This is a genomic window from Janthinobacterium sp. B9-8 (assembly GCF_000969645.2).
Lineage (GTDB): Bacteria > Pseudomonadota > Gammaproteobacteria > Burkholderiales > Chitinibacteraceae > Iodobacter.
On record NZ_CP014222.1, the window covers coordinates 2485480 to 2510670 of the forward strand.

Consider the following 25191-nt stretch of genomic DNA (forward strand, 5'->3'; position numbering starts at 1 on the left):
CTTAATCCCGCTGGCTGTCTAAATCCATCGTAGCCAAAGTTACAAATTTGCTTTTATTCTTATAGCGATAAGCAAACCAGATTGCGAAGAATAAAGGGATACCGATATAGGTTGCGGTAACACTAGCCCAATCTATTTTACCGGCCATAAAGGCCTGGTAATTCTGGCCCAGCATAATCACCATACAGAGTGCAAAAGCAAAGAGCGGCCCGATCGGATAAAAGCGGGAACGATAAGGTAACGCGCTTAAATCGCGGCCTTGGGCGATATAGCCTTTGCGAAAGCGATAATGGCAAATGGCAATGCCTAGCCAGGCAATAAAGCCCGTCATACCCGAGGTATTTAATAGCCACAGATACACTGTTTTATCGCCAAAAATAGAAGCAAAGAAGCACAGCATACCCACTACTGTCGTAGCGTAAAGTGCGTTTCTTGGCACGCCATTATTTGATAATCTGGCAAATATCTTAGGCGCTTTGCCTTCGGTGGCTAAGGAATACAGCATGCGCGTAGAGGCATACATGCCTGAATTACCTGCCGATAAAATGGCGGTTAAGATCACGGTATTCATTAAGCTGGCGGCAAAGGCAATACCAGCGTTTTTAAATACCAGAGTAAATGGGCTAACGCCAATATCAGAGACATCGCCCTTTAATAGATTAGGATCGGTATAGGGAATCAACAGACCAATAATCAAAATGGCAAATACATAAAACAGCAGAATGCGCCAGAAGACCTGCTTAATAGCACGGGGGATATCTTTTTCCGGGTTGGCTGATTCACCAGCAGCAATACCGATTAACTCCGTGCCCTGAAAAGAGAACCCGGCAATCATCGCCACCCCGAGCATGGCGGGGAATCCCCCTACAAAAGGCCCGTCGCCCATGGTGAAGTTTTCCAGCCCCACCGCGTGGGTGCCTTTCATAATGCCAAATACCATCAAGAGGCCGGTGCCGATAAATACAATCACCGTCACTACTTTAATAAGAGAGAACCAGTATTCCGCTTCGCCAAAGCCTTTTACCGAGATAAAATTCAGCGCAAACATAATCCCTAAAAATAAGGCACTCCACATCATGCCGGAGCTATCGGGAAACCAGAATTTCATCACCATGCTGGCCGCAGCCAGCTCTACGGCAATCGTTACCGCCCAGTTGTACCAGTAGTTCCAGCCCAATGCGAAGCCAAAGCCCGGCTCAACAAATTTAGCGCCATAAGTAGAAAAAGAACCAGAGACCGGCATATAGGCGGCCATTTCGGCAAGGCTGGTCATTAAAAAGTAGACCATCAGCCCAATCACAGCGTAAGCAAGTAAAGCGCCGCCCGGCCCGGCTTGCGCAACGGTTGCACCAGAAGCCACAAATAGCCCAGTACCAATCGATCCGCCAATGGCGATCATGGTGAGATGGCGGGCGCGTAAATTACGCTTTAGCCCATGGGCCTGACCTGTATCTTCTCCAATCATTACTTATTCCTTTTCTAGCATTAAAGCACTTTAAAACATTGCAAAATACAACAGAAAATACCGCCCAATAGGCAGCGGCGCGTGATACTAGCACCAGAAAAGCATTTCTTACACAGATAAATAGCTGATCGGGAATAACACCGTTTTGCGGAAAGTTCACCATTTCTTGCAGCAAAAATTTCCATCGCGGGTTAAAGTCCGGTTTTTTTCCCCACCGAATCCACTTATGAATGCCGTCTTAATTGCCGTCACGCTGATGCTGGCACTCTCTCTTAGCCGCGTTAATGTGGTGATCAGCATTTTAGTGAGCGCAATGGCTGGTGGCCTGTTTGGCGGGCTGAATATTGCAGCAACGCTTGCCGCGTTTAATTCTGGCCTAGGTGGTGGCGCAGGCATTGCGCTGTCTTATGCCCTCTTGGGTGCATTTGCACTGGCACTGGCCGAATCGGGCCTACCGCACGCCATGGCCGATGGCCTTGCTAAACTGGCGCAGCAAAGCAGCACTGGCACCAAAGTAAAATGGGGAATTATTCTGGCGCTGCTCTGCCTTGCCATTGCCTCGCAAAATATTCTGCCTATTCATATTGCCTTTATTCCGCTGGTGGTTCCACCGCTGCTCTACACCTTGGCCAAGCTGAAAGTCGACCGGCGTTTGTTGGCCTGTATTCTGACTTTTGGTTTAGTCACGCCCTATATGGTTTTTCCTGTGGGCTTTGGCGAAATTTTTCTACAACAGATTTTGCTCGGCAATATTGCAAAATCGGGCTTAGATGCCAGCCATGTGGATGTAATGCGCGTGATGGCATTGCCTGCGCTAGGCATGGTGACGGGTTTGCTGATCGCCGTGTTTATCAGCTACCGCAAACCGCGCCAGTACAATATTGATGCCATTGCGGCTGTCGAGCGCGAAGACGTCCACTACAGCCGCCGTAGCCTTTTTGTGGCAGGCCTTGCGATGGTGGGCACATTTATCACCCAGCTTTATGCCGATTCCATGCTGTTTGGTGCGCTAGTCGGTTTTGTGATTTGTGTATTGGGTGGTGCCGTGCCACTCAATAAAGCCGATGGTGTGTTTGCTGAAGGCATGAAAATGATGGCGGGGATTGGCCTGATTATGATTGCGGCCTCCGGCTTTGCCGAAGTACTCAAAGCCACAGGGGACGTCACCAGTCTGGTTAAGCACTCCATGCAATATATCGGCGGTAATAAGCCGCTCGCGGTGTTCTTAATGCTGCTAGTTGGCTTGGTTGTGACGCTGGGTATTGGTTCTTCTTTCTCTACCGTACCCATCCTCGCCACCATTTATGTACCGCTCTCCATCCAGCTTGGGCTTAGCCCTGAAGCCATTGTCTGCCTGATTGGTACGGCAGGTGCGCTGGGGGATGCAGGCTCTCCGGCTGCAGATTCCACTCTGGGACCAACGGCAGGTTTAAATATCGACGGCCAGCACGATCATATGTGGGATACCGTGGTGCCAACTTTCCTGCACTTTAATTTGCCGGTGCTCGCTTTTGGCTGGGTCGCAGTGATGATCCTTTAAATATTCACATGCAAGACGGGCACAAAAATATTGCTGATTATGCCTCTTGCTCAATGAGCCCTGTGTAAATGGATTGCTTGATAGCCAGGCTTGGTTGTTGAATTTGTAGGGCAGGTGAAACCTGCGAGCAATACTGAATAAATACACGGGTTTCACCTCACCCCTATCACCTTAAGCGAAACCCACCAGAGGGATGCTCCCGTAGGCTGGGTTAGCGGGTTTGTTCGCCGATTTTAGGCGGACAAAACTGCGTAACCCAACATCTTTTCGTAAAAGAATGTTGGGTTACGCGGTACATCCGAGCTTAGTAAACCCCACACGCAGACTGCGAACCCAAGCTACGAATTCACCTTAAGTTGATAGGATTAGATTTCACTGCCCTGCGATATTTATAATGAGATTGAGCAGCGGCATAATCAGGTCAATAACTAGCTGCTAAACATTCATTTACCCCTCTGCAAGAGGTAAATAAATAAAGCACATAATGGCATTGTTCTCTCAAAGCACCGCATATTAAATTCTTAAATAGCCACTATGTTATTGATTATATAAGGCATACCCAATTATAAGCACCTCAATTAAGTAGTAAAACTACTTTTTTTACGGATTAAAACCACTTAAATCAGTCGATAAATAATTAGTCTATAAGCCAAGAAAAACCGACAATCTGGCTCTCATAAAAATACTGAAGCCATTATTTAAATACCATTGATTAACATCAATAAGCCTCAGAAATAAGCCCACGTTCGTCGGCAAGTCACAAACACTAATTCACTGTATTTAAAGGATTATTTTTTATTTAGTCCTTCGATGTAATTACTTCACCTTATGCCTGATCGATAACTGATAATAGAGAATCGCCCCTTTTAAAAAATCGACCACGAGTCTATCGGTTCATTTAGCAAACAAAATCCCGTACAATCTGAATCAGACAGACTTGATTTAAAACAATCCAGACTTTAAATCAATCGATTACAAATACACCAGAGCTAAAAAAAAAACCATATAACTTTTAAAACACACACAATAATCAAACAACAGGATTCCCACCATGAATAACGTTCGTCATGAAGAAGCCAAGCTTTCTGCGGCTCATCTGCAAAAAGCGTTTACTCATACCATCCCGGAAACAGCAGTGATTCTGGGCTCCGGTCTGGGCGACTTCACCAAAATCGTTAAGGTATTAGAAAGTATTTCTTACGGCGACATCCCACATTTCCCGCAATCTTCCGTAGCGGGCCATAAGGGCAAGCTGACCATTGCTGAAGTGGCAGACGGTAAAAACGTACTGATTATGGAAGGCCGCTTTCATTACTACGAAGGCTACACCCCACAAGAAGTCACTTTCCCGATCGCTGTGTTTAAAGAACTGGGCATCAAACAGCTTATCGTCAGCAATGCGGCAGGCGGTTGCAACCCTAGCTTTACCGCAGGTGACATCATGATCATCGACGATCATATCAACCTGACCGGCAATCACCCACTGATCGGCAAAAACGACGATGCATGCGGCCCACGTTTCTTAGATCAAACTGCACCTTACTCGCCACGCCTGATTGCACTGGCTGAATCGCTTGCGGCTGAATCTGGCGTTGCGCCTAAGAAAGGCACGTATGTGAAGATGACTGGCCCCACTTACGAAACACGCGCTGAAATTAAAATGGTTCAATCCTACGGCGCGGATTCAGTAGGAATGTCAACCGTATACGAAGTGATTATGGCTAATTACTTTGGTATGGAAGTGCTGGGCATTTCTTGCATTACCAATATGGCGACCGGCCTAGCTAAAACGCATCACAACCACGCTGCCGTGGTGGATGTGGCCAATAGCGTATCCGAGAAGTTTTCTAAGTGGGTTAAAAACATTGTGGTGGCTCTGTAATCATGGACGTTCAAAAAGACTCTAAACGCAGATTAAATCTGATCGCTTATGTATGTTATTTCTTTACAGGCGCTTTAATCACCACACTGGGCTTGGTGCTTGGCCCGGTATCCGCCGCGTTTAATAAAGACCCTGGCTTTATCGGCCAGATGTTTACCCTGCTGAACTTTGGCTTGTTTGTGCCGATTCTGGTGGGCGGTGTGCTGATGCAGAAATACAGCATCAAATCACTGTTGGCGATTGCTTCTGCCGTGACCATCGCACTGACCGTGGTACTGACCGTTGTGCCATCGATCACGCTGTTTGGTTTTACAGTACTGATGATTGGTGCTGCAGCCGGTATCACCATGGCCGTGGGTAGTTATTTAGTGGTGCGGATTAATCCGGATCCTAAAGATCGCTCATCCAGCCTGATTTTCACCGACTTTTTCTTCAGCTTTGCAGGTGTGGTATTGCCGGTGATTCTGGGCTATCTGTTTAAGCACAACGCCAGCTGGCTGGTGATGTACTTCCTGATGTCGGCTATTTCTCTGCTTCTGATTGTGTTGATCGCTAAGGCGAAATTCCCAACCGTAGAGCGTGAAGTGAAATCGGAAGATGGCACTGCAGTTAAAGAGCCTTGGGGCAAAGCCATTTACTACGTATGTTTCGCCGCCTTTGCGTTTATTTACGCCGAGCTGGTATTCACCATGTGGCTGCCCACTTATCTACAAGATGCTGTAAAACTGCCCGTAGATACCGCTGCGCTTTACGTCACGCTGTACTGGGGCTCTAAGGCTACTGGCCTGTGGCTGAATCATTACACTGTGCGCTATGTGCAACTGCGTACCTTCCTGATTGCTTCGGCCATCGTGGGCACAGCCAGCATTGCAACGATTGCTAACGTGCCACAAGCCACCGTAATCGGTGTTGCACTGGTTTGCTTTGGCTTCTTTAACTCAGGTATTTACTCTGGCCTGATCAGTTACGGCAGCTTGCAAGTTAAAGTGTCTCCACCAAGCCTGATCTCAACGATCCTGACTTGCGGTTCAGTTGGTACACTGATTTTTGCTTCTGTTTCAGCGTATATCTTCTCGAACTACGGCCTGCACTGGGCGCTAAATTCTTCCGTGATCGTGTATGTATTTGCACTGATCGGGATTATTCTGGCAGGCTCATGCAGTAAAGCAGAAGAACTACACGGCAAGCTGGGCCTCTAAGCTCCGCCCTGCCCCATAAAAAACGCCCCTTGGAAGAAATCCTGGGGCGTTTTTTTATAACTGATTATTTAATCAAATAAATCACAGTTGCGATGTAATCCCCCCGTCTAAGCGCGCAAAGTATTCATTAATGCAATCAGCTGCGCCGGATCAAATGGTTTTTGCAAGAAGTGCTCTACGCGGGCGATATTGATGGCTTCGCGCAGAACAGCTAAATCGGTGCTGGCGGTAATCAGAATACGCACGGCGGTAGGCTGAAGCGTTTTGGCTTTTGCCAAAAAGGAAATTCCATCTTCGCCGGGTAATTGGTAATCACAAATAATGGCAGAAAACTGATACTGAGCAAGGCACTCTAATGCCGCTTCGGCGCAATCTAAATAGTGCACATTTAAGGGTAAAGTAGTCAGAATCACCTGAATGACATCCAGAATAATCGGGTTATCATCAATCACCAACACGCGCAGCGGAGAAACAATGGCTTGTAGTTTTTTGGTATCCAGCACACACATTTGCCGCAACATCACCACCAGCTCCTTGCTGGGCAAGGCTTTTGAAATCCAGTACCCCTGAATCAGATGTGCGCCCAGTTCGAATAAAATTCTGGCTTCTTCTTCGGTTTCTACACCCTCAGCCAGAGCCTGCATCGATAAGCTGCGGGCCAGTTGAATAATCGTGGCAACAATGGCTTTATCATGAGGACTCTGGCTTAAGCCGCGCACAAAAGACTGATCAATTTTAAGCCGCTCAGCCGGAAAGCGCTTTAAATAACCCAGGTTAGAATAGCCCACGCCAAAATCATCAATCGCCAGCGCCACCCCAAGCGCTTTAATACGGCCAATGATATCCAAGGCCATTTCCGGATCGCTGATGGATAAACTTTCGGTGATTTCCAGCTCCAGACACTCAGGTGGAATACCATGGCTGGCAAGCGTGCTTGCCACTCTGATCACAATATCGTCGTTAACCAAATCTAAGGGTGATACATTCACCGCCACCCTTACCCAGCCCAACCCCTCCTGATGCCAACGCAAAATTTGCTGGCAGGCCGCTACCATAACCCATGCGCCAATATCGCGGATCAAGCCTACTTCTTCAGCGAGGGCAATAAATGCGCCGGGAAACAGCAGGCCGTAATCGGGCGATTGCCAGCGTACCAAGGCTTCAACACTGACCAGCATGCCGGTGCTTAAATCCACCTGTGGCTGATAGTGCAAAACCAGCTCGTCATTACAAATCGCATAGCGCAAGCGGCTTTCTAAAAGCAGACGCGAATCCAGTGCCTCCTGCATATGCTCGGTAAAATAACAAACTGCACTGCCGCCGCTTTCTTTTGCGTGATACATGGCAATGTCAGCGCGCTTTAAGAGCATTTCTGCATCACAACCATGTTCCGGATATTGTGCAGCGCCAATACTGCTGCCCAACACCTGATCAATACGATCCAGCCGGATGGGCTGCAGCATCACATCCAGCAAGACCTGCGCCATTTGCCTGCGCTCCAGCACACTGCGGGTGGGTACCGCCACCACAAACTCATCTCCACCCAGCCTTGCCGCTACACCACCAGCCAAAGGAAGCGCCTGCAAGCGCCTTGCTACTTCACACAGCACCACATCGCCAGCGGCATGGCCCATGCTGTCATTAATAAATTTGAATTTATCCAGATCAATAAAAAACACGCTCAGACCCGCGCCATGCATTCTGGCCGAGGCAATATACTGGCCGAGTCTTTCTAAGAAGCGCTGGCGATTAGGCAAACCAGTCAGCCCATCGTGAGTGGCCTGATAGCGAAGCTGCTGATGCAGACGGCGTTGTTCAGACACATCATGCAAGATGATAATCCGCGCCGGGCTGCCCAAAAAAGCGCTACTGCCAATAATAATGTGTACCGCCGAAAACTCGCCATTGGCCCTGCGCATCAAAATAGCGGCGTCTTCCTGTAGCCCCTCGCTCATCGGATCAATGGCATCATCCACCACCATGCTGAGCCAATTGCGGCCAATCAGATCTGACTCCTGCGCAAAGCCTAATAACTCTACGGCGGCCGGATTAGCCAGTGCAACTTCCCCGCTATTTTGTGCCAATAGCACGGCGCAGGGCATTCTGGAGAGCACATCAAAAAACTCCTGCTCTTCTGCCGTTCGCAGCTTTTCATACGCCAGCCTTAAAGCCTCTGTACGTTCCTCAACTAAACTTTCAGCGTATTGCCGCGCTTTTTTCTCTCGCTCGATTGCGCGGCGTAATACGCCTTCAAGCTCCTCACTCATGGCTAAGCCTCATACACAATAAACTCCGCCACTTGCATTTCGCCCTCATCAGCAAAATCTGTGCGGCTTACTTTGGCTTTTCCGCCATAGTGCGTCACACAGCCCGCAATCATGCCCTCGGCTAAATCTGCCAGATGGCGACGGGAACGATAACGCAATCGCAAAGAACCATCTGCACGCCGCTCTGTTTCCAGCTTGGGCAGGTCTGCATCAGGGTAAATTCTGCGTACTTCCACATGAATCTGCCCTTCAATACTTTCTAAAAAAGTATAAACATCGGGCATAGCCCGTAATAATTCCGATCGCTGCGCCACAAGTTTGCCAAATAAATGCTGACCAAACCCTCGCACCAAATCTGGCACAGGCGTACCACAGCGCGCTGACAAAGCCACTACCATCGCTATCAGCTCTTGAAAATCATAATAGCCGGCAGCCGTATAGGCCCCGCCCGAAGCGGGATTAGCCACCGTGATCATTTCATCAACCGCAACAATGCCCTGCTCGGATTCAACAAAATTAATAAACTCATTAAATACAAGACCTTTCATGATAGCTCCCCACTGCTGAATATAATCATATTCACAACTCAGCATGGATGAGAAGCAAGATAAGTTCAAACCTTACCTTTAACTATCAAGCACTTACTCCTTACACGAGTCAGCTTAAAGAATATCTCCCCATCAATGCAGGGGCGACGGGCAGCAGCACCTTGGAAAACACAGATGTGTTTTCCAGATAACAAGGCTTGAGCCGCAATAAAAGGAGAAATTAAACGATGGGCTTGCCGCGCTTATCAAAATAAGCAGGCTTAAAACGAATAAACAACAAGGAACCAAGACCAGAGAGCACGCAAGCAATAATGGTGTTTTCTACCCGCGCCCGCACCAAAGTATGATGCTCGCCACCAAAATCTAGCAGCACCATCACCAGTGCCGTAATAGGGATCACCGCCAGCCAGTAATTGCGCTCTAAGCAGATTGGCGTCACCGCGGCTAATACCACCACCATCGCCGCCAGTTGCCATTCGGCTTGGAAAAAATGCAAAACGGCCCAGCCCAATAAAGCACCAATCATTGAGCCAATTAAACGCTGCACCATGCGATCAATCGTGAGCTTATTATCGTAAACCGTCACCAGCACCACGGTCAGCGGCACCCAATAGGCACGCTCTAGCCCAAGGCCATAGCCAATTAAATAAGCCAAAACTACTTTGGCGGCAAAGTAAAAAGCAAAAATAGAATTATTATGATTGCGCCGCAAAATACGACTCATGGCTTCATACAGCATCGGGCCATTTTTAGGCTCTGGCGCACGAAATAGGCAGCGATCTAATAAAACTGCGAGGATACCTGAAGCACCACCCAGCAATAAATAGGTGCCCGCTAAGGGAGAAAGTAAGGGGGCGCTATCACCAAACAAGAAAGCAATCAGCCAGTATTTACTCATCATTTCTACTGAGTTACCCGCGCCTTGCAGCCAACCAGTAAAAATCGCAAACGCCAGCAAAAAGGCCAGCGGTGCGCCTTGCACATAATGCCCTGCTACTCCGGCTATCCCCGCAAGCAGCATGCCAACGGTCATGTACACCATTACCGTGATCCGTTCCGAGGTATTGCCACCATTATCAACAAACATGGTGTAAAACCCAGCCACCGCACCATACACCGCCGGTAAAAACTCGCCGCGTACCAGCGCAATCGCAAGCGGCAAACCAACCGCAATCATCACCCGCAACACCCGTCTCCACGGAATGCCCTGCTGCGGTTTAATCGCCAGCATCTGAACCAGCTGTGTCTGCATATAAAGCCCTTTAAATAAGGGGGAGAATTTTACTGCTTAAGGCGATTCAGGCTGTACGAGCGATTGCCGTAAAAAATAACAACTAATCGCTGCCGTGAGGCTTAAATTCAATCGATACCGAGTTAATGCAATAACGCTCACCCGTAGGCATAGGGCCATCTGGGAAAACATGGCCCAAATGCGCATCACAACTGCTGCAGCGCACTTCCACCCGTATCATGCCGTGGCTACCATCCCTGATCCGCTGAATATTGGCCCCTGCCGCCTCAGCCCAAAAGCTTGGCCAACCGCAACCTGCATCAAATTTGCGCTCTGATTCAAATAGCATCGCACCGCAGCAAATGCAGTGATACTTGCCGCTGCCTGTTTGGCGATAATGCTCACCCGAAAACGGCCGCTCGGTGCCGCCTTCTCTGGCTACTCGATACTGCTCGGCACTGAGCTGCTCACGCCACTCTGCATCGCTTTTCTTTATTTTTTCGCCCATCTTAAAACTCCACTACGTCTGGCTAGGTAGAAATTACATCTAAAAAATTCTGTAGACACAGAGATCGGTGAGAACACTGAACACACAGAGAAAAAATTCGTAGTGTGGGTGAAACCCGCGAGAGATGCTGAAAAATACGCGGGTTGCACCCGCCCTACAAAGTCATTCCTCATCATTCGATGGATTTAATCCTCTGGATACGTCAGATCCAACCACTCGTGTATTTCTTTGGCGACTTCCATTTTGTGAAAATCAGCCGTCATTGCATCGCCGCAAGCCCCTACCTACTTCATCAATCTTGCGGATACGTTAGCTCCAGCCACTCGTGTATTTCTTTGGCGACTTCCGTTTTGTGGAAATCAGCCATCATGGCGTGTCCGCAATCTTCAATAATAATGGCCTTGGTGTGCCAAGCACTGGCGCAAGCGTGGCTATCGCTCGGCGGAATCAGCTGATCGGCCCCTGCCCCCAGCACTAGGCAAGGTAATTTAGGGCAATTAAACCCGGCAAAGGGATGCGGGATCGCCATTTCGGTCAGGGCGCGCATTGATTCTGGCTGTGCCCGCGCCGCAAAATAATCCACCATCGCCCGATCTGTTTTAGATGAAAACAATAGCTCGCGCACAAAGCTTGGGTTGCCTGCTGCGGCAGCCCCCTGCCATTGAAACTGGCCTAAATCCCAGAGCAAATTAGGCTGCGAAGTCACCAGATGAGCAAACGAAGCCGCTACGCCATAGGGGGCCACGCTGGCCAGAAGCACCAGCCCAGCCACCTTGGCCTGCTTTGCCACACGCTGCGCCACAAGGCCACCCATCGAATGCCCGATTAAAATCGGTGGCTCAGGCAACGTAGCCATCATGTCCAAGATATCTTTTACATAATCATCAATACCAAAATGATCAAGCTTTTCTCTACCCATGCTGCCTGCATGACCACGTAAGCTGGGCACATATACATCCCAGCCTGCTTCTGTAAAATAAGGCAGGAAATACCCTTCCCAGCACCAAGAGCCTGCGTAAGCGCCATGAATCATGAGTAAAGGTGGAGCGTTCTTTCGCTTATTTGCTGCGTCAGCCTTTAAAATCTCAAGTGTGTAAACGCTCATATATACTTTTTTCCCAGCCCGCTTAAACTAAATACGCAGCTCATCATTATTTAAGGATCCACAATGCCCTACATCTCACGAGATTCAAACGGCCACATTAGCGCTGTTTTTCGCGACACCCATGCAACCGCCAGCGAGTTTATTTCGCTGAATGCGCCAGAACTGGTGAGTTTTATAGGTGCTCCTGCTAACACAGAATTATTTCATTCATTAGATAGCGATTTAATTCGTGTTATTGAAGACGTCATCGACGCACTTATTCGTAAAAACTTAATTTTACTGACAGATCTTCCGCCAGAAGCACAGACCAAGATTTTGGCCAGACGTAATCTAAGACAAAGTCTGCCACAGAGTACCAGCATCCTCTCACCCAACGATGGTTTAATTTAATCAAGCTGCAAATGCTGATCAGCAGGTGCCGCTGGTCTGGGCAAGATGTTTAAATTTAGCGCCCTGCGGGCTTGAACGGTAGCCGGCTGGCCCCATTTATCAAAACATCCTTGTTCACTTAATAAGCAGAGCACTTCAATGGCAAAAGAAACACTGGGCTTCCAAACCGAAGTTAAACAGCTCTTACAGCTGATGATCCACTCTCTCTACTCTAATAAAGAGATTTTCCTGCGCGAGCTGATCTCTAACGCATCCGATGCTTGCGACAAGCTGCGTTTTGAAGCACTGAATGATGCAAGCTTGTATGGGGATGATAGCGAGTTAAAGATCAGCCTTTCCTTTGACAAAGAAGCACGTACGCTGACGTTAAACGACAACGGTATCGGCATGAGCCGTGACGAAGTGGTTAAAAACATCGGCACGATTGCCCGCTCTGGCACCAAAGAATTCTTTGGCAAGCTCTCTGGTGATGCACAGAAAGATGCCAATCTGATTGGCCAGTTTGGTGTGGGCTTCTACTCAGCCTTTATCGTCGCCGATAAAGTCACGCTGACCTCACGCCGCGCGGGTGAAGCCACCGCTACCCAATGGGAATCTGCGGGCGATGGCGAATTTACGCTGGAAGAAGTGGCTAAAGAAGGCCGTGGTACAGAGATCGTGCTGCACCTGAAAGAAGGCGAAGATGAATATCTTTCGGACTGGAGCTTACGCTCGATTATCCGCAAGTATTCCGACCACATCACCCTGCCGATCTTTATGCCTAAAACAGCCGGCTACGATGATGAAGGCAATGTCACCCCGGCAGAGGGCGTTGAAGCGGTTAACCAAGCTTCCGCACTATGGGCGCGCGCCAAGTCAGAAATCAGCGACGAGCAATACACCGAATTCTACAAACATGTGTCGCACGACTTTGAAGCGCCACTGGCTTGGAGCCATGCCCGCGTAGAAGGCAAGCAAGAATATACCGAGCTCTTGTATATCCCAAAACGCGCGCCGTTTGATATGCACGACCGTGAACGCCGCCATGGCATCAAGCTCTATGTGCGCCGCGTATTTATTATGGAAGACGCAGAAAAACTGCTGCCACAATACCTGCGCTTTGTTCGTGGCCTGATCGACAGCAGCAACTTACCGCTGAATGTGAGTCGTGAAATTCTGCAACATAGCAAAGACATCGAACAGATTAAGCAAGGTTGCGTGAAGAAAGTACTGGGCTTGCTTGAATCTATGGCTAATTCTGACGATGCAGCCGAGCAAGCCAAGTATGTGACTTTTTGGGAGCAATTTGGCCGCGTCATGAAAGAAGGCGTTGCCGAAGACTTCGCCAATAAAGATCGCATCGCAGCCTTACTGCGCTTTGCCTCATCACACAGCGATAGCACCGAGCAAAATGTCAGCTTAGCCGCCTATGTTGGCCGCATGAAAGAAGGTCAGGACAAGATCTACTTTATTACAGCGGACAGCTTCGCTGCAGCTAAAAACAGCCCGCACCTTGAAGTCTTCCGCAAGAAAGGCATCGAAGTGCTGCTGATGAGCGAGCGCGTTGACGAATGGATGATCTCTGGCTTAACCGAATTTGACGGCAAAAAGCTGCAATCCGTCACCAAAGGTGAGCTGGACCTTTCTCAATTCGAAAACGAAGAAGAGAAACAACAACAGGAAGCTGCCGCCAGCGAGCTAAAAGACGTACTGGATAAAGTCAAAGCGGTACTGGGCGACAAAGTAAAAGACGTACGCGTCACCAACCGCCTGACCGACAGCCCAGCTTGCATCGTGGTAGAAAATCAGGATATGAGCGCCAACCTTGAGCGTCTGTTGAAATCTGCCGGTCAGGATGTCAAAGGCAGCAAGCCTATTCTGGAAATCAACCCAGAACATATGCTGGTGAAAAAGCTGAAAGCTGAGCTGGAAGGCGAACGCTTTAGCGACTGGACCGAACTTCTGTTCGATCAGGCACAACTAGCAGAAGGCGCACAGCTGGACGACCCGGCCACTTTTGTTAAGCGCTTAAATAGCTTGATGATGTCGGTAGCGGCTTAAACCAGCTTTAAATAACCGTTTGCGAAAACCTAAATCTTGAACCACGGAGAACACAGAGTTTCACGGAGAAAAGCCAGAAAAATGATTTTCGATTCTTCCCTGTTGTTGCTCAGTAGCCGTGTTCACGCATCCGAGTTATTTTAAAAAACTAAGGCCAGCTTTATGCTGGCCTTAGTATTGCCCCCCCATCACCCACTAAGCCTAAGCCCTTATTAATCACATTCAAGCAATGCTTTCCCCCTTTCATCCCAATATCGCGTAGGCTGGCTGCGCCAAATGGCATAACGCAGGAATAAATATCATGGCTAAGGGTCAGGCGCGCAGCAATCGCGAAACTAAAAAACCAAAGAAAGATAAAGTAGCCACCACGCCCGTGACTACTTTTGGCAATGCAGCCGCACAAGCTAACGCGCAAATTAACGAAGCAAAAAAGAAATAAACCACGGCGTATGCATGCCATGGGATGAACCACCCAGAATATGTCCCGTATTTATTTTGCACCCCATGCAAAATAAATAATATGCACACAAAAAATGGCCGCTCTCTTATAGACCGGCCATTTTCATATCAAACTCAAGCTCATTTAAAATAACTCAATATCCCCTGATTCCAGCCCGCTGTTTTCCTCGCTCTGCACAGGCACCATACTGGCCGCCAAGGAAAGTGCCTGGCGGATATCCATGCCATTTAAAATATCGTCGAATAGTTTTTTCTCTTGCTCCATCGAATACTGCGAGCGGATCCGATCTTGCAGCGCCATCCATTCCGACGGCACATAAAGACGGTTGCGATCAGAAACCAGCTCAGCCAACCCACTGATCGTGCCGCAAACATGGTCTAAGCGTTGTGATAATCGATCATAAAACTGAAAGGAAATCACCGCCTGCATATTGCGCTGGCCAATTTCTGCAATCTTGCCATCTAAATCAAGCTGCGCTGGTAAGGAAGACGCTTGGGCCAACAGATCATTGCGCAAGGCTTCAATACGATCATGGGTATCGGCAAAAGAAAACGCGAGAGCATTGAGCGATGCATTGCTCTCTGCCACCGCGTGTTTGACTTGGGCAACCGCAATACCTAGCATCAACATGGTTTCGCGCACCTGGCTCCAGTCTAAATCTGGATTACGTGCGGCAGAACCACCAGCAGGAAGTTCAATCATATTAAGTACCAAAGAATGGCATAACACTCAATTTATAGATTTAAACTCCCCAGCTTGCTCAAACAATCTTAAGCAAGCTTATTAATGGCCCTTAGAAAGGCAGCAACTCTTGTAAGGCCTCTATCAGGGCAGCGCTTTCTTTATCCGTGCCTATGCTAATGCGTAAAAACTGATCAATACGATGCTGCTTAAAGTGCCGCACAATAATCGAGCGTTCACGCAATGCCGCAGCCAATTGCGCCGCATCATAATCGGCATGGCGGACAAAAATAAAATTAGCGGCCGAGGGCAAGACTTCAAAACCCATCCGCGCCATGGCTTGGCTTAGATGCTCACGCGTCGCAATAATGGCTTGGCACGTTTGCTGAAAATACGCCTCATCCGCAAAAGAAGCCGCAGCCCCAGCCAAAGCCACTTTATCCAGAGGGTAGGAATTAAAGCTATTTTTAACCCGCTCTAAGGCTTCTATTAAATCTGCGTGACCCGCTGCAAAGCCCACCCTTAAACCCGCCAAAGAACGCGATTTAGACAGCGTTTGCACCACAAGTAGATTGGGGTAGCGATTCACAAGGGAGATGGCGCTAACCCCGCCAAAATCGATATACGCCTCATCCACCAGCACCACTTGCTGAGGGTGGCGCTGTAATAAAGCTTCTACTGTATCAATAGGTAGTAATTTGGCAGTCGGGGCATTGGGGTTGGGGAAAATAATCGCGCTACAGGGCTGATCGTAATCATCAATATTGATGCCAAAATCAACATCAAGCAGCACTTGGCGATACTCAATGCCATATAGGCCGCAATACACTGGGTAAAAGCTATAGCTGATATCAGGAAATAGTAGCGGCGCATCGTGCTTTAGCAGTGCGGCAAAGGCATGAGCCAAAACCTCATCCGAGCCATTACCCAAAAACACCTGTGATTTTTCCAGACCATGATAATCGGCAATCGTCGCTTTTAAATGATCGCCATTTGGATCGGGGTAAAGCCTGAGCGTATCGGCCAGCTCGCCCTGCATGGCTTGCAATACTTTAGGCGATGGGCCGTAGGGATTTTCATTGGTGTTGAGCTTGATGAGGTTTGTCAGCTTGGGCTGCTCTCCCGGCACATAGGGCGTAAGCGTAGTGACCAGCGGGCTCCAGAATGGGCTCATATCTCGGACTCGTAAGGGATCAAGACCCTATCTTATCAGGCCCACTCTACCCAGACCCGCGCCAATGCAAAAAAGCCTGATTCTTTTGTAAGAATCAGGCTTTTTAATATTTTACTCTTTTAGATGGTGCCGACAGAGAGACTCGAACTCTCACAACCGAAGTCACTACCCCCTCAAGATAGCGTGTCTACCAATTTCACCATGTCGGCATTCAAATACTTGCTTCAGCAGAAGCAGAGAGGGACGCATAATAGTATAAAAAACTAAGCACGTCTACACCTAACTTGAAAAATGCTAAAAAAAATACACCCGCAGATTAAAACCTGTGTAATCCGCAGATCAAACCATTTAATTATTTACCCTGAGCTGCTTGTCATTAGAATAGCAGCAGGTATAAGTAGTCCGCCTTATTTCTAGCAAGCTAAAGCCGCTACTAGGGCGCAACGACCTTATCCCATTTTAATAAAAAGAGGAGCCATTTATATGAGTCAAACATACACCCTGATCGCCCAAGCCTGCAGCCAGCTACCCGAAGGCCTGCGCCAAAACGACGGTATCCGCCAAGCCATTGCGAGCATTAAAGAGCGCTACCCAGAATGGCTGCAGATCAGCGCCCACGATATTCAAGAATTAAGCCAAATATCAAAAACCCTAGCCCGCGCCCTGAGCAGCAACAACACCGGCCACATTACCCTACAATTTGCCCCACTATGCGAGGTATCTAGCGAGCTATTTAAAGAAGTAAAAGATATCCGCAAAGAAATCAAAGGCATCATCAGCGATAACGAACAAGCCCTGCTAGACGATAATGTGGGCGCACTGGCCTATGTGCCTGAATTTCGCCGCTGCATGGGCCCCGCGCTGGCCCGCTCGATTGTATTAAGAAACTTCGCCAATATGGTCGACGCCGTACTCCTAGCGCAAATTCAGTATTCTGATGAAAATGTGGAAATCGAATTATTAATTGAAGCGGCGTAATTTACACCTACACGCAAAACGCCACCTTGATGAGGTGGCGTTTTTTATTGGCTGCTAACGTTACATAGTAAAACCCAAATCTTGAACCACGGAGGCCACAGAGAACACAGAGTTTCACGAAGGAAAACAGGGCTTGAATATCAATTAGCCGCCAAGGAGCACATTGCTCCCTCACAACTGATTACTTCCCCCCACTATGCGTCAGCATATAGTCCGACACCGTGTAGTAATCCCTTAATTGCTGCTTCATTCTGTCGGCAATCTCTGGATGCTCGCTGGCTTTATCTACCGATGGCGTATTGGATTTCATATCAAACAGGCCGCCGCTTTTTTGGCTGACTTGCATAATGTAATACCAGTCTTTATCCAAGATACCAATCTCGCCGCCTTCATCGGGGTAAATCGTAAAGGCAAAGCGAGAAGCATCAAAACGTGGATCAAGCAAATCGCGGCCCATGCCTTTATTTATATATGACAAATTAAACAGCCCTGCGATAGTTGGCAGGATATCGATTTGCGAAGCGGTTTTGTCGTAGCGAGCCGGCTTCAATAGCTTAGGTGCGTAAAGTACAAAGGGCGTATGCACCGAAGAAAGCTTTAAATCCTGAAACGCACGCGGCACATTGGGGCCTACATCGTGGCCCATGGCGCGAATGCCGTGATCGCCAAAGAACACAAATACCGTATTATCGAAATAAGCCTCTTTCCTTGCCGCTTCCATGAATTTTTCTATGCAGTAATCCATGTAGCGGAATGAGTTATATTCATCCACCGCAGCAAAACCATTGGCATGCAACTCGGCAAGGCTCGGGTTTTTTAATTTAAAATCTGTATCTTCCGCCGGAATGGTATAAGGGCGATGATTACCTGATGTTTGAATCACGCTAAAGAATGGGCCTTTCTTTTCCCTGAATACCTTATTGGCCTCTAGGAATAGATTTTTATCCGAAATACCCCATACATCATTGCGTGGCGAGCTATAGCTTCCTTCCTCGTGAATCTTTAAACCCTCAATATTTTTAGTCAGTACCCCGCGTACATTGGCCCAAGTGGTACTACCGCCAATAAAGTAATCTTTCTCATAGCCTTTAAAGGCATTAATTAATACATTTTGATTTACAGCAGCCGGATTGCGGCTGGATGTATCTCTTAAATCTACATCAGGAACACCGGATAAGCCCGCAAAGATACCGCGTGCCGTGCCAAAGTGTGGAGTGTAAAGATTATCAAACCAGATACTTTCTTTGGCCATTTGGGTAAAGAAAGGCGTGGTTTCTAAGGGGTTACCGTAAAGGCTGGTTTTGTAGCCTGAGAACGATTCCAAATAAACCATCACCACATTGGGCTGGCCTTTAAAAGCATTGGCCTTAGGCTTGATATGGCGCTCAAAATTCAGCGTTTTAGCATCGGGATGATCCACGCCCAAATACGCGGCAATTGCAGGATAAGCCGCCCGCACATCGTCAATCGAATAGGTGTCTTTGGTATACGACATGGTGTCGAAAAAATTTAAAGCAGGGTTCAGCGCCACAGCGGCAGCAAAACTATTGGTGCTGTAATAAGCATCGCTCCAGCGCAGCGGGTATTGCGAAAACTTGCCGTGAATTCCCAGCAAAGCAGCCAGTACGGACACCAGCACAAGTAAGGACGTTTTCCACTTACCTGCTTCCCAGCCCGCAAAGCACGAAACCCAGCGCATCAAGCCCGCCACACCCCATGTCAGCAAAGCTACAGACAAAGCCCAGACCAGCGTTAGCTTGCCCACAGGATAAGTCGACCAAACCATCCCGGCTGATTCATCCAAGTTATATAAGAAATTCAGTACGCTGGCAGAAAGCTTAACGCCCAGATAGGAGTAATGGGCAAAGTCGACCATATGGCTAAAAATCAGCACAGCAAACACCAGCGCAAACCATACTAGCCATAGCCGTCTGGCCAACCCTTCTTTAAAAGGAGTGGTCAGCTTAAAGCCCCCCAGTAGCAACATCGGTGCAAGACTTAACAGGCCCAGGCGCAAATCAAAACGCGCCCCCAGCAATAAAGATTCCGCCAATAAATGGCCGGGCAAAGGATCGGCCTTATTGCCAAAAGCAGTAGCAAAGCCAAGCCGGATCAAGATGCCCAAGGCAATAAAGACCAGTATATAGACGGCGGTAAAGCGGAATAAGCGAGGGATGCGCATGGGCTGTGTAGGGTTCATTTTCTAGAAGCGCAATTCTACCTGATGTTTTGAATGTGCCCACCCCATATTGCAATCAAGTTGCATTAACTACAATCGACCACGCTTGCCCACAATGCCTGCTAAGCCCTGCCCGATAACAACACACCCGTCCAAACTAAAGCCGCCCTACACCTCATCCAATCGGCTGGAGCACCTTTAAAAGCAAGAGATTTGCTACTTTGGCTGGCCGTAAATCAAGCTTGCTCATCGCAATAGTAACAAGAAGTCATTACATCTTTTCGCCATAGAGGGCACATTGTGAAGCCGTCTCTACCTGCTAAATTTACCTAAAAAAAGTGAAAAATAGGCAAATCCGATCATTTTGCCAGCGGCCAGACTTTGAGCTATCAGCCTAAACAGATAGGGAGTTAGAATGGCGGCACAAATTTTAGCTCACCGGAATATTCAATGATCAAGCGTAGCCTTGAAAGTGTCGTCACCACCTGGCTGGCTGGCCTATTGGCCCTGCTGCCCCTTTTACTCACCATGGCTTTGCTAGCGTGGGTGGTCAAGATGCTGAATAATTTTCTTGGGCCACAAAGCATGGTTGGGCAACTATTTGCCCTAATGGGCCAGCCCATCGTTGATCACCCTATTCTGGGTTATTTAATCGGCTGGGCCATGCTGATTGGCGGGATTTACCCGCTAGGGATTATTGTACAATCCAAGCTAAAGAGACATCTTGCCTATTTGCTTGATAAAACAGTCAGACGAATTCCGGTGATTGGTGCTTTGTATAATACGGCAGATCGGTTTGTTGGCTTACTCGATCAAAAAGAAGACGCAGATATTGGCTCGATGAGCCCGGTGTGGTGTTTATTTGGCGGCGATGGCGTTGCGGTCTTGGCCCTGATGCCCAACCCTGAGCCCATCGAAATCGAAGGCCGCATCTATCAAGCCGTTTTAGTGCCCACGGCTCCTGTGCCAATTGGTGGAGGGTTGCTCTACATCCCCAAGGAATGGATACGCCCAGCCAATATCGGTGTAGATAAGCTCACCAGTATCTATATGTCGATGGGCATTACCCCACCGCCATCGCTCAAAAAATCCGCACAATCTGCCCCAATGGTTTATCCCGATCCTAAGCAGCTGGTTGATTAAACGAATATGACGAAGTAAAACCCAGATCTCGAAACACAGAAAACAAGGAGAAAATCAGTTTGGAGCTTACGTTTTACGCATACCGAACGGCATCCCCATACGCAGTAAGATAAAGGGACGATTGTGCTCACGCGCGAATAGCCCCCAACTTACCATCTTTCTTTGATCTGACACAAACCCTGCAATAAGCAAAATGATTAAGCTCAAATTTTGACCTGCAGGCAGATCCGCCATGACTACTACCGCATTCTTTATTCCAGCAGTAAATCTAATGGGCGCTGGCTGTCTTAAAGACGCAGCAAACACCATTCAATCCTACGGCTTTAAAAAAGCGCTGATTGTGACCGATACCGTGCTCAATAAAATTGGCATGGTGGCAAAAGTGTCCGAGCTGCTAGGCCAGCATGGCGTGGTATCGGTGGTATTTGACGGTGCTCAGCCCAATCCCACCATTGGTAATGTTGAAGCAGGCTTAAAGTTACTCAAAGAAAACGACTGTGATTTTGTGATTTCCCTAGGTGGCGGCTCACCCCACGATTGCGCCAAAGGCATTGCACTTTGTGCCAGCAACGGCGGAAAAATCGCCGATTACGAAGGCCTCGATCAATCTAAAAAGCCGCAGTTACCGCTCGTTTCAATCAACACAACAGCGGGTACGGCCAGTGAAATGACCCGCTTCTGCATTATTACTGACGAATCACGTCATGTAAAAATGGCGATTGTAGATAAGCACACCACACCTATTCTTTCGGTAAATGATCCTGAACTGATGCTCGGCATGCCAGCCAGCCTGACCGCCGCCACCGGCATGGATGCACTCACTCACGCCATTGAAGCCTATGTTTCCACCATCGCCACGCCGGTTACCGATGCCTGTGCACTCAAAGCGGTGACTTTAATCAGCGACAATCTGCGTCACGTGGTCTCTGACGGGCAAAACCTACAAGCACGCGAGCAAATGGCTTACGCGCAATTCCTAGCGGGCATGGCCTTTAATAACGCCTCGCTTGGTTATGTACACGCCATGGCCCATCAATTAGGCGGCTTTTACGATCTACCACACGGCGTATGCAATGCGGTGCTATTGCCACACGTGCAAAAATTCAACTCCCGCATCGCCGCCAAACGCCTCGGCGAAGTCGCCCACGCCATGGGTTGCGATGTGCGCTTCTTATCAGACGAAGCCGCCGCCGAAGCCTGCCTTGCCAGCATCCGCCAGCTTGCAGCCGATGTAGGCATCCCCGTTGGCCTGACTGAGCTAGGCGTAAAAGAAACCGACTTCCCAACCCTCACCGCGAATGCACTGAAAGACGCCTGCGGCTTTACCAATCCGATCCAAGCCACGGCAGAAGAAATTACTGCGATTTATAAAGCCGCAATGTAAAACGCAAGCGAAATCAATTCGCCTTAAAACAATAGATAACGCCGCATGCAAAGACAATTTGCTTGCGGCGTTTTTAATTTTTTACAGGTGCAGCACAGCAAAACCCAAATCTTGAAACACAGAGAACATGGAGTTTCACGGAGAAAACAAGGCTTGAATTAAGTTATTCTGCAGGTTTTAAGTAGTTTAAAACCCAGCAATTTGATTCGTATCGCAGCTGGTAGCAAGGGGCTGAAATCTCCCCTTGAAACACGCCGGGGTGAGGAACAAGCGGAGCGGGGTTTCGGCCAGAGGCCAGCGAGGCACGAGCGAGTCTCGCCTGCCGCCATCGCTCAAAAAATCCGCACAATCCGCCCCAATGGTTTATCCCTAAGCAGCTTGTGATTAAACAATTTTCCCGTCCTCTTTTGCCAATACCAAGCGCTGAAATTAAATAGCGCTGACTTTGCAATTAACAATTGCTTCAGTCAGCGCTATTTACATCATGCAAAATAGATCTTCGCCATCCATTATTCATAACTAAACAGTATGGGTATTCCTATCCGCAGGCCGATATATGCATAAAGCTTGCAGGCAAACATTTAATGATCGGAAATAACGCACTGACCCCTGCTCGCTGGCATTGAGCCAGTATTGCATTGAGCTTCCCCAGACACTTGAATTGAGCTTTGCAAAGAAATTCAAGTCATCGCCAAACATGGTCAGTACATTTGCAGCACGATCATCTTCCGAGGTAGCTGAATCAGCAATTTCAGCATCCATCTTTGGATACTGCGTTTCAGCTTGCTGGATAAACTCTTTAAACGCGGTAGGTTCTGGGGAAGGCGTTGAGGCCATCCGCGTAGGATCAACACTGCTATTAAAATTTTGCTGTGCCCGTGGTGTTTCACCAAGATTTATCTTCTTTTCGTCGCTCATTATGACCTCTGAGTGGATAAGGCACATCGCAATCGTTGCTGTGCCAACACAACGATTATGGCAAGCGTCTTGGGTGAGTTCTGTACGCTAGCTCTCATAAGCGATAGATACCCCCAACAATTTCTTATACTTCCTCCCCCAAAAGTCATTTTTACAAAAATTCCATTTCTCGATCCCTCTCAAATTGTTGTCATAAAAACACCTACGCAGTATCAGCCCACGTTCTACAATCCTTTTTACTGACTATGTTCGCAAGCAAACAGAAGGCCCCTTCATGGCAGCCCACCATAAAAAAGCCGCTGATCATGCGAAACAAGCCAGTAAAATTTATACAAGCATGCAAGACAATGATGAATCTGATGATAAAAGCTAATTTATCCCTTAAACCGGATATACAGCATTAATCCGACGCTCACTACTTTACAAACCCTTCTATTTAGTAAAGGTTTGAACTGATTTCCAATTATTCCCCAAGCGCTGAATGAATAGTTCATGGTAATGAAAAAAATCATTGAGCAAGTCAAATTGGGCATTTAAAAAATACTAATCTAATTTCGTTTTAAGTGAGCTTTCGGCAAAACTATTAAGTGTAATGATCTAATTCCAACACACACCTTTATAGATGCGTCATCCAGCTAAACGAGAAACAAAAACACCAACCGTAGTTTTTGAGCGTGACTTCCTAGCCACCCTCAATGGTAATGGGTTTGTGCTTACGGGAAGAGTGTGTTCTGGCAATAGACGATTAAATTCTTTTTTAACCACTTGATAACACTCGCAGGAACGTTTTTCTACGCCTTTGCGATCTAACACGATGATATGCCCGCGGCTGTATTGAATTAACCCAAGCTTTTGCAAATTGCCGGCCGCTTCGGTAATGCTTTCTCGACGAACTCCCACCATATTGGCAATTAACTCATGTGTCATCGTGATTTTATTTCCAGATAATCGATCTAAAGTAAGCAGCAACCAGCGGCAAAGTTGCTGATCTAAAGAGTGATATCGATTGCACACTGCCGTTTGTGCCATTTGCATAATCAGTGCTTGGGCATAATGCAGTAATAAATGCTGCATTGGCCCGGCTAAGCAAAATTCACTTTTAAGTAGATTCGCGCGCAATCGATGTGCCTGCCCCGCACTTTGTACAACGGCACGACTTGGCGTACTGCCCCCTCCCATGAACAAGGAAACGCCGACCAAACCTTCGTTACCAACCCCCGCAATTTCGGCAGAAGAACCATTTTCCATAATGTATAGCAATGAAACGATTGCTGTAGTTGGAAAATAAACATGCTGCATATTGCAGCCAGGCTCGTACAAAACATTACCTAAGGGCATGCTGACTAGCTCGAGATGCGGAAGCAGCCGGGCATAGACGTCTGCAGGTAAATTGGCAATAAGATTATTTTGGCATGTGGTATGAAGACTGGACATCATATATTACCTCCTGTTCCTATAGCTGTTTCGACAAATAACGACTAAGCAAATTTAACGTCAGTTATACGTCAAACTTAAAGGCGCATTATGTGCGTAACCGAACATAGAGAATAAAAACAACACAAATTTATTTTTAATATTCTTACATGAAAATAACTATATAAAAAACAATAAAGATTATTTTTTCATAATTAACAGAAGCAATTTATTATTTATGGAGGCTCTGAACAAATGCCTGTACCAGAATAATAAAAATTTAAACAGTAGATCGCACATAAAAAAATCAGGCCTGCCATAAGATATGGACAAACCTGATTATGCCTCTTGTTAAAACTATTTATAAATATCATAGAGCAAGTTAAAAATGCGTATTTATTCAGCATTGCTCACGGATTTCACCCCAATCCTATCAACTTACGAAAATATCATTTACCGTTGGTTTTGAATTGAGCGACGGGTTTAACGAATGTACTTCGTGCTAGAAATAATGAGCATTGCCATAGGCTAATTACGTATTAAAAATTAAATGAAAACTAAAGTTTAAAAAAATAATTGTGATTCTTCAGGTTTACCAATTGAGAACATGATGATTTATTTTTAATTACCGTAGTTATGATTTTCTCAGAGCTTACGTAAGGTCTGTTGACATTTAATTCGCAATT

20 protein-coding genes and 1 tRNA gene are annotated in these 25191 nt (G+C 47.5%); 9 read left to right on the top strand and 12 right to left on the bottom strand.

The genetic code is table 11. The features are described 5' to 3' along the window. Position 1: 1 nt before the first annotated feature. Entirely contained in the window at positions 2 to 1465 is a 1464-nt protein-coding gene (locus tag VN23_RS11075; protein WP_046350815.1) for an amino acid permease, read from the bottom strand. 226 nt (positions 1466 to 1691) lie between these two features. Between VN23_RS11075 and VN23_RS11080 the strand changes: the two genes are divergently transcribed. The 3 genes from VN23_RS11080 (at position 1692) to tsgA (ending at position 6086) form a co-directional block, all read left to right on the top strand. After that, positions 1692 to 3005: a Na+/H+ antiporter family protein gene (locus VN23_RS11080; protein WP_046350814.1), complete on the top strand. Its 1314-nt coding sequence runs from the start codon at positions 1692 to 1694 to the stop codon at positions 3003 to 3005. 1051 nt (positions 3006 to 4056) lie between these two features. Further along, entirely contained in the window at positions 4057 to 4887 is an 831-nt protein-coding gene (locus tag VN23_RS11085) for a purine-nucleoside phosphorylase (protein WP_046350813.1), read from the top strand. 2 nt (positions 4888 to 4889) lie between these two features. Further along, positions 4890 to 6086 (top strand): MFS transporter TsgA, encoded by a 1197-nt coding sequence (tsgA, locus tag VN23_RS11090; protein WP_046350812.1) that lies wholly within the window; start codon positions 4890 to 4892, stop codon positions 6084 to 6086. 107 nt (positions 6087 to 6193) lie between these two features. Here the strand turns inward: tsgA and VN23_RS11095 are convergent, their stop codons facing one another. The 5 genes from VN23_RS11095 to VN23_RS11115 form a co-directional block, all read right to left on the bottom strand. Beyond that, positions 6194 to 8353, bottom strand: coding sequence for an EAL domain-containing protein (locus VN23_RS11095; RefSeq protein ID WP_052746460.1), 2160 nt, complete (start codon positions 8351 to 8353; stop codon positions 6194 to 6196). Between the two features lie 2 nt (positions 8354 to 8355). Next, positions 8356 to 8901 carry a heme NO-binding domain-containing protein gene (locus VN23_RS11100; protein WP_046350811.1) on the bottom strand — a complete coding sequence of 182 codons (546 nt, stop codon included), beginning with the start codon at positions 8899 to 8901 and terminating at the stop codon, positions 8356 to 8358. A gap of 220 nt (positions 8902 to 9121) precedes the next feature. Further along, positions 9122 to 10153, bottom strand: coding sequence for an FUSC family protein (locus VN23_RS11105; protein WP_046350810.1), 1032 nt, complete (start codon positions 10151 to 10153; stop codon positions 9122 to 9124). 82 nt (positions 10154 to 10235) lie between these two features. Next, positions 10236 to 10640 (bottom strand): peptide-methionine (R)-S-oxide reductase MsrB, encoded by a 405-nt coding sequence (gene msrB / locus VN23_RS11110; protein ID WP_046350809.1) that lies wholly within the window; start codon positions 10638 to 10640, stop codon positions 10236 to 10238. A 292-nt stretch (positions 10641 to 10932) separates the two neighbouring features. Then, on the bottom strand, positions 10933 to 11745 hold the full coding sequence (locus VN23_RS11115) for an alpha/beta hydrolase (RefSeq protein ID WP_046350808.1): 813 nt from the start codon (positions 11743 to 11745) through the stop codon (positions 10933 to 10935). Positions 11746 to 11808: 63 nt separating this feature from the next. On the opposite strand from VN23_RS11115, the gene VN23_RS11120 reads away from it, so the two are divergent. From VN23_RS11120 to VN23_RS21980, 3 genes are all read left to right on the top strand, one after another. Then, complete coding sequence (locus VN23_RS11120; protein ID WP_046350807.1) at positions 11809 to 12135, top strand: hypothetical protein; 327 nt, start codon at positions 11809 to 11811, stop codon at positions 12133 to 12135. Between the two features lie 138 nt (positions 12136 to 12273). Continuing rightward, the gene (htpG, locus tag VN23_RS11125) at positions 12274 to 14175 is read left to right on the top strand and encodes a molecular chaperone HtpG (protein ID WP_046350806.1); all 1902 of its coding nucleotides are present in this window, start codon (positions 12274 to 12276) and stop codon (positions 14173 to 14175) included. Between the two features lie 301 nt (positions 14176 to 14476). After that, positions 14477 to 14614 (top strand): hypothetical protein, encoded by a 138-nt coding sequence (locus VN23_RS21980; protein ID WP_197432908.1) that lies wholly within the window; start codon positions 14477 to 14479, stop codon positions 14612 to 14614. Positions 14615 to 14758: 144 nt separating this feature from the next. On the opposite strand, the gene VN23_RS11130 is transcribed toward VN23_RS21980, so the two are convergent. The 3 genes from VN23_RS11130 to VN23_RS11140 form a co-directional block, all read right to left on the bottom strand. Then, positions 14759 to 15337, bottom strand: coding sequence for a hypothetical protein (locus VN23_RS11130; protein WP_046350805.1), 579 nt, complete (start codon positions 15335 to 15337; stop codon positions 14759 to 14761). 91 nt (positions 15338 to 15428) lie between these two features. Further along, positions 15429 to 16490, bottom strand: coding sequence for a histidinol-phosphate transaminase (hisC, locus tag VN23_RS11135; RefSeq protein WP_046350804.1), 1062 nt, complete (start codon positions 16488 to 16490; stop codon positions 15429 to 15431). A 124-nt stretch (positions 16491 to 16614) separates the two neighbouring features. After that, positions 16615 to 16699, bottom strand: a tRNA-Leu gene (locus VN23_RS11140). A gap of 274 nt (positions 16700 to 16973) precedes the next feature. Here VN23_RS11140 and VN23_RS11145 point away from each other — a divergent pair. Further along, positions 16974 to 17468 carry a hypothetical protein gene (locus VN23_RS11145; protein WP_046350803.1) on the top strand — a complete coding sequence of 165 codons (495 nt, stop codon included), beginning with the start codon at positions 16974 to 16976 and terminating at the stop codon, positions 17466 to 17468. A gap of 181 nt (positions 17469 to 17649) precedes the next feature. Here VN23_RS11145 and VN23_RS11150 read toward each other — a convergent pair whose 3' ends face one another. Beyond that, a complete protein-coding gene (locus VN23_RS11150; RefSeq protein ID WP_082752751.1) occupies positions 17650 to 19668 on the bottom strand; it encodes an LTA synthase family protein in 2019 nt (672 codons plus the stop codon). Between the two features lie 429 nt (positions 19669 to 20097). Here VN23_RS11150 and VN23_RS11155 point away from each other — a divergent pair, with 429 nt between their 5' ends. Both VN23_RS11155 and yiaY read left to right on the top strand, forming a co-directional pair. Continuing rightward, on the top strand, positions 20098 to 20790 hold the full coding sequence (locus VN23_RS11155) for a DUF502 domain-containing protein (protein ID WP_046350802.1): 693 nt from the start codon (positions 20098 to 20100) through the stop codon (positions 20788 to 20790). A gap of 232 nt (positions 20791 to 21022) precedes the next feature. Then, entirely contained in the window at positions 21023 to 22174 is a 1152-nt protein-coding gene (gene yiaY / locus VN23_RS11160; protein ID WP_046350801.1) for an L-threonine dehydrogenase, read from the top strand. A 519-nt stretch (positions 22175 to 22693) separates the two neighbouring features. On the opposite strand, the gene VN23_RS11165 is transcribed toward yiaY, so the two are convergent. Beyond that, positions 22694 to 23092 (bottom strand): hypothetical protein, encoded by a 399-nt coding sequence (locus VN23_RS11165; RefSeq protein WP_046350800.1) that lies wholly within the window; start codon positions 23090 to 23092, stop codon positions 22694 to 22696. A 627-nt stretch (positions 23093 to 23719) separates the two neighbouring features. After that, the gene (locus tag VN23_RS11170; protein ID WP_082752917.1) at positions 23720 to 24526 is read right to left on the bottom strand and encodes a Crp/Fnr family transcriptional regulator; all 807 of its coding nucleotides are present in this window, start codon (positions 24524 to 24526) and stop codon (positions 23720 to 23722) included. Positions 24527 to 25191 lie beyond the last annotated feature (665 nt).

Excerpts from the sequence above, each read along its gene's own strand:
- VN23_RS11075 (WP_046350815.1), bottom strand. The coding sequence starts at position 1,465 with ATGATTGGAGAAGATACAGGTCAGGCCCATGGGCTAAAGCGTAATTTA.
- VN23_RS11080 (WP_046350814.1), top strand. The coding sequence starts at position 1,692 with ATGAATGCCGTCTTAATTGCCGTCACGCTGATGCTGGCACTCTCTCTT.
- VN23_RS11085 (WP_046350813.1), top strand. The coding sequence starts at position 4,057 with ATGAATAACGTTCGTCATGAAGAAGCCAAGCTTTCTGCGGCTCATCTG.
- tsgA (WP_046350812.1), top strand. The coding sequence starts at position 4,890 with ATGGACGTTCAAAAAGACTCTAAACGCAGATTAAATCTGATCGCTTAT.
- VN23_RS11095 (WP_052746460.1), bottom strand. The coding sequence starts at position 8,353 with ATGAGTGAGGAGCTTGAAGGCGTATTACGCCGCGCAATCGAGCGAGAG.
- VN23_RS11100 (WP_046350811.1), bottom strand. The coding sequence starts at position 8,901 with ATGAAAGGTCTTGTATTTAATGAGTTTATTAATTTTGTTGAATCCGAG.
- VN23_RS11105 (WP_046350810.1), bottom strand. The coding sequence starts at position 10,153 with ATGCAGACACAGCTGGTTCAGATGCTGGCGATTAAACCGCAGCAGGGC.
- msrB (WP_046350809.1), bottom strand. The coding sequence starts at position 10,640 with ATGGGCGAAAAAATAAAGAAAAGCGATGCAGAGTGGCGTGAGCAGCTC.
- VN23_RS11115 (WP_046350808.1), bottom strand. The coding sequence starts at position 11,745 with ATGAGCGTTTACACACTTGAGATTTTAAAGGCTGACGCAGCAAATAAG.
- VN23_RS11120 (WP_046350807.1), top strand. The coding sequence starts at position 11,809 with ATGCCCTACATCTCACGAGATTCAAACGGCCACATTAGCGCTGTTTTT.
- htpG (WP_046350806.1), top strand. The coding sequence starts at position 12,274 with ATGGCAAAAGAAACACTGGGCTTCCAAACCGAAGTTAAACAGCTCTTA.
- VN23_RS21980 (WP_197432908.1), top strand. The coding sequence starts at position 14,477 with ATGGCTAAGGGTCAGGCGCGCAGCAATCGCGAAACTAAAAAACCAAAG.
- VN23_RS11130 (WP_046350805.1), bottom strand. The coding sequence starts at position 15,337 with ATGATTGAACTTCCTGCTGGTGGTTCTGCCGCACGTAATCCAGATTTA.
- hisC (WP_046350804.1), bottom strand. The coding sequence starts at position 16,490 with ATGAGCCCATTCTGGAGCCCGCTGGTCACTACGCTTACGCCCTATGTG.
- VN23_RS11145 (WP_046350803.1), top strand. The coding sequence starts at position 16,974 with ATGAGTCAAACATACACCCTGATCGCCCAAGCCTGCAGCCAGCTACCC.
- VN23_RS11150 (WP_082752751.1), bottom strand. The coding sequence starts at position 19,668 with ATGAACCCTACACAGCCCATGCGCATCCCTCGCTTATTCCGCTTTACC.
- VN23_RS11155 (WP_046350802.1), top strand. The coding sequence starts at position 20,098 with ATGATCAAGCGTAGCCTTGAAAGTGTCGTCACCACCTGGCTGGCTGGC.
- yiaY (WP_046350801.1), top strand. The coding sequence starts at position 21,023 with ATGACTACTACCGCATTCTTTATTCCAGCAGTAAATCTAATGGGCGCT.
- VN23_RS11165 (WP_046350800.1), bottom strand. The coding sequence starts at position 23,092 with ATGAGCGACGAAAAGAAGATAAATCTTGGTGAAACACCACGGGCACAG.
- VN23_RS11170 (WP_082752917.1), bottom strand. The coding sequence starts at position 24,526 with ATGTCCAGTCTTCATACCACATGCCAAAATAATCTTATTGCCAATTTA.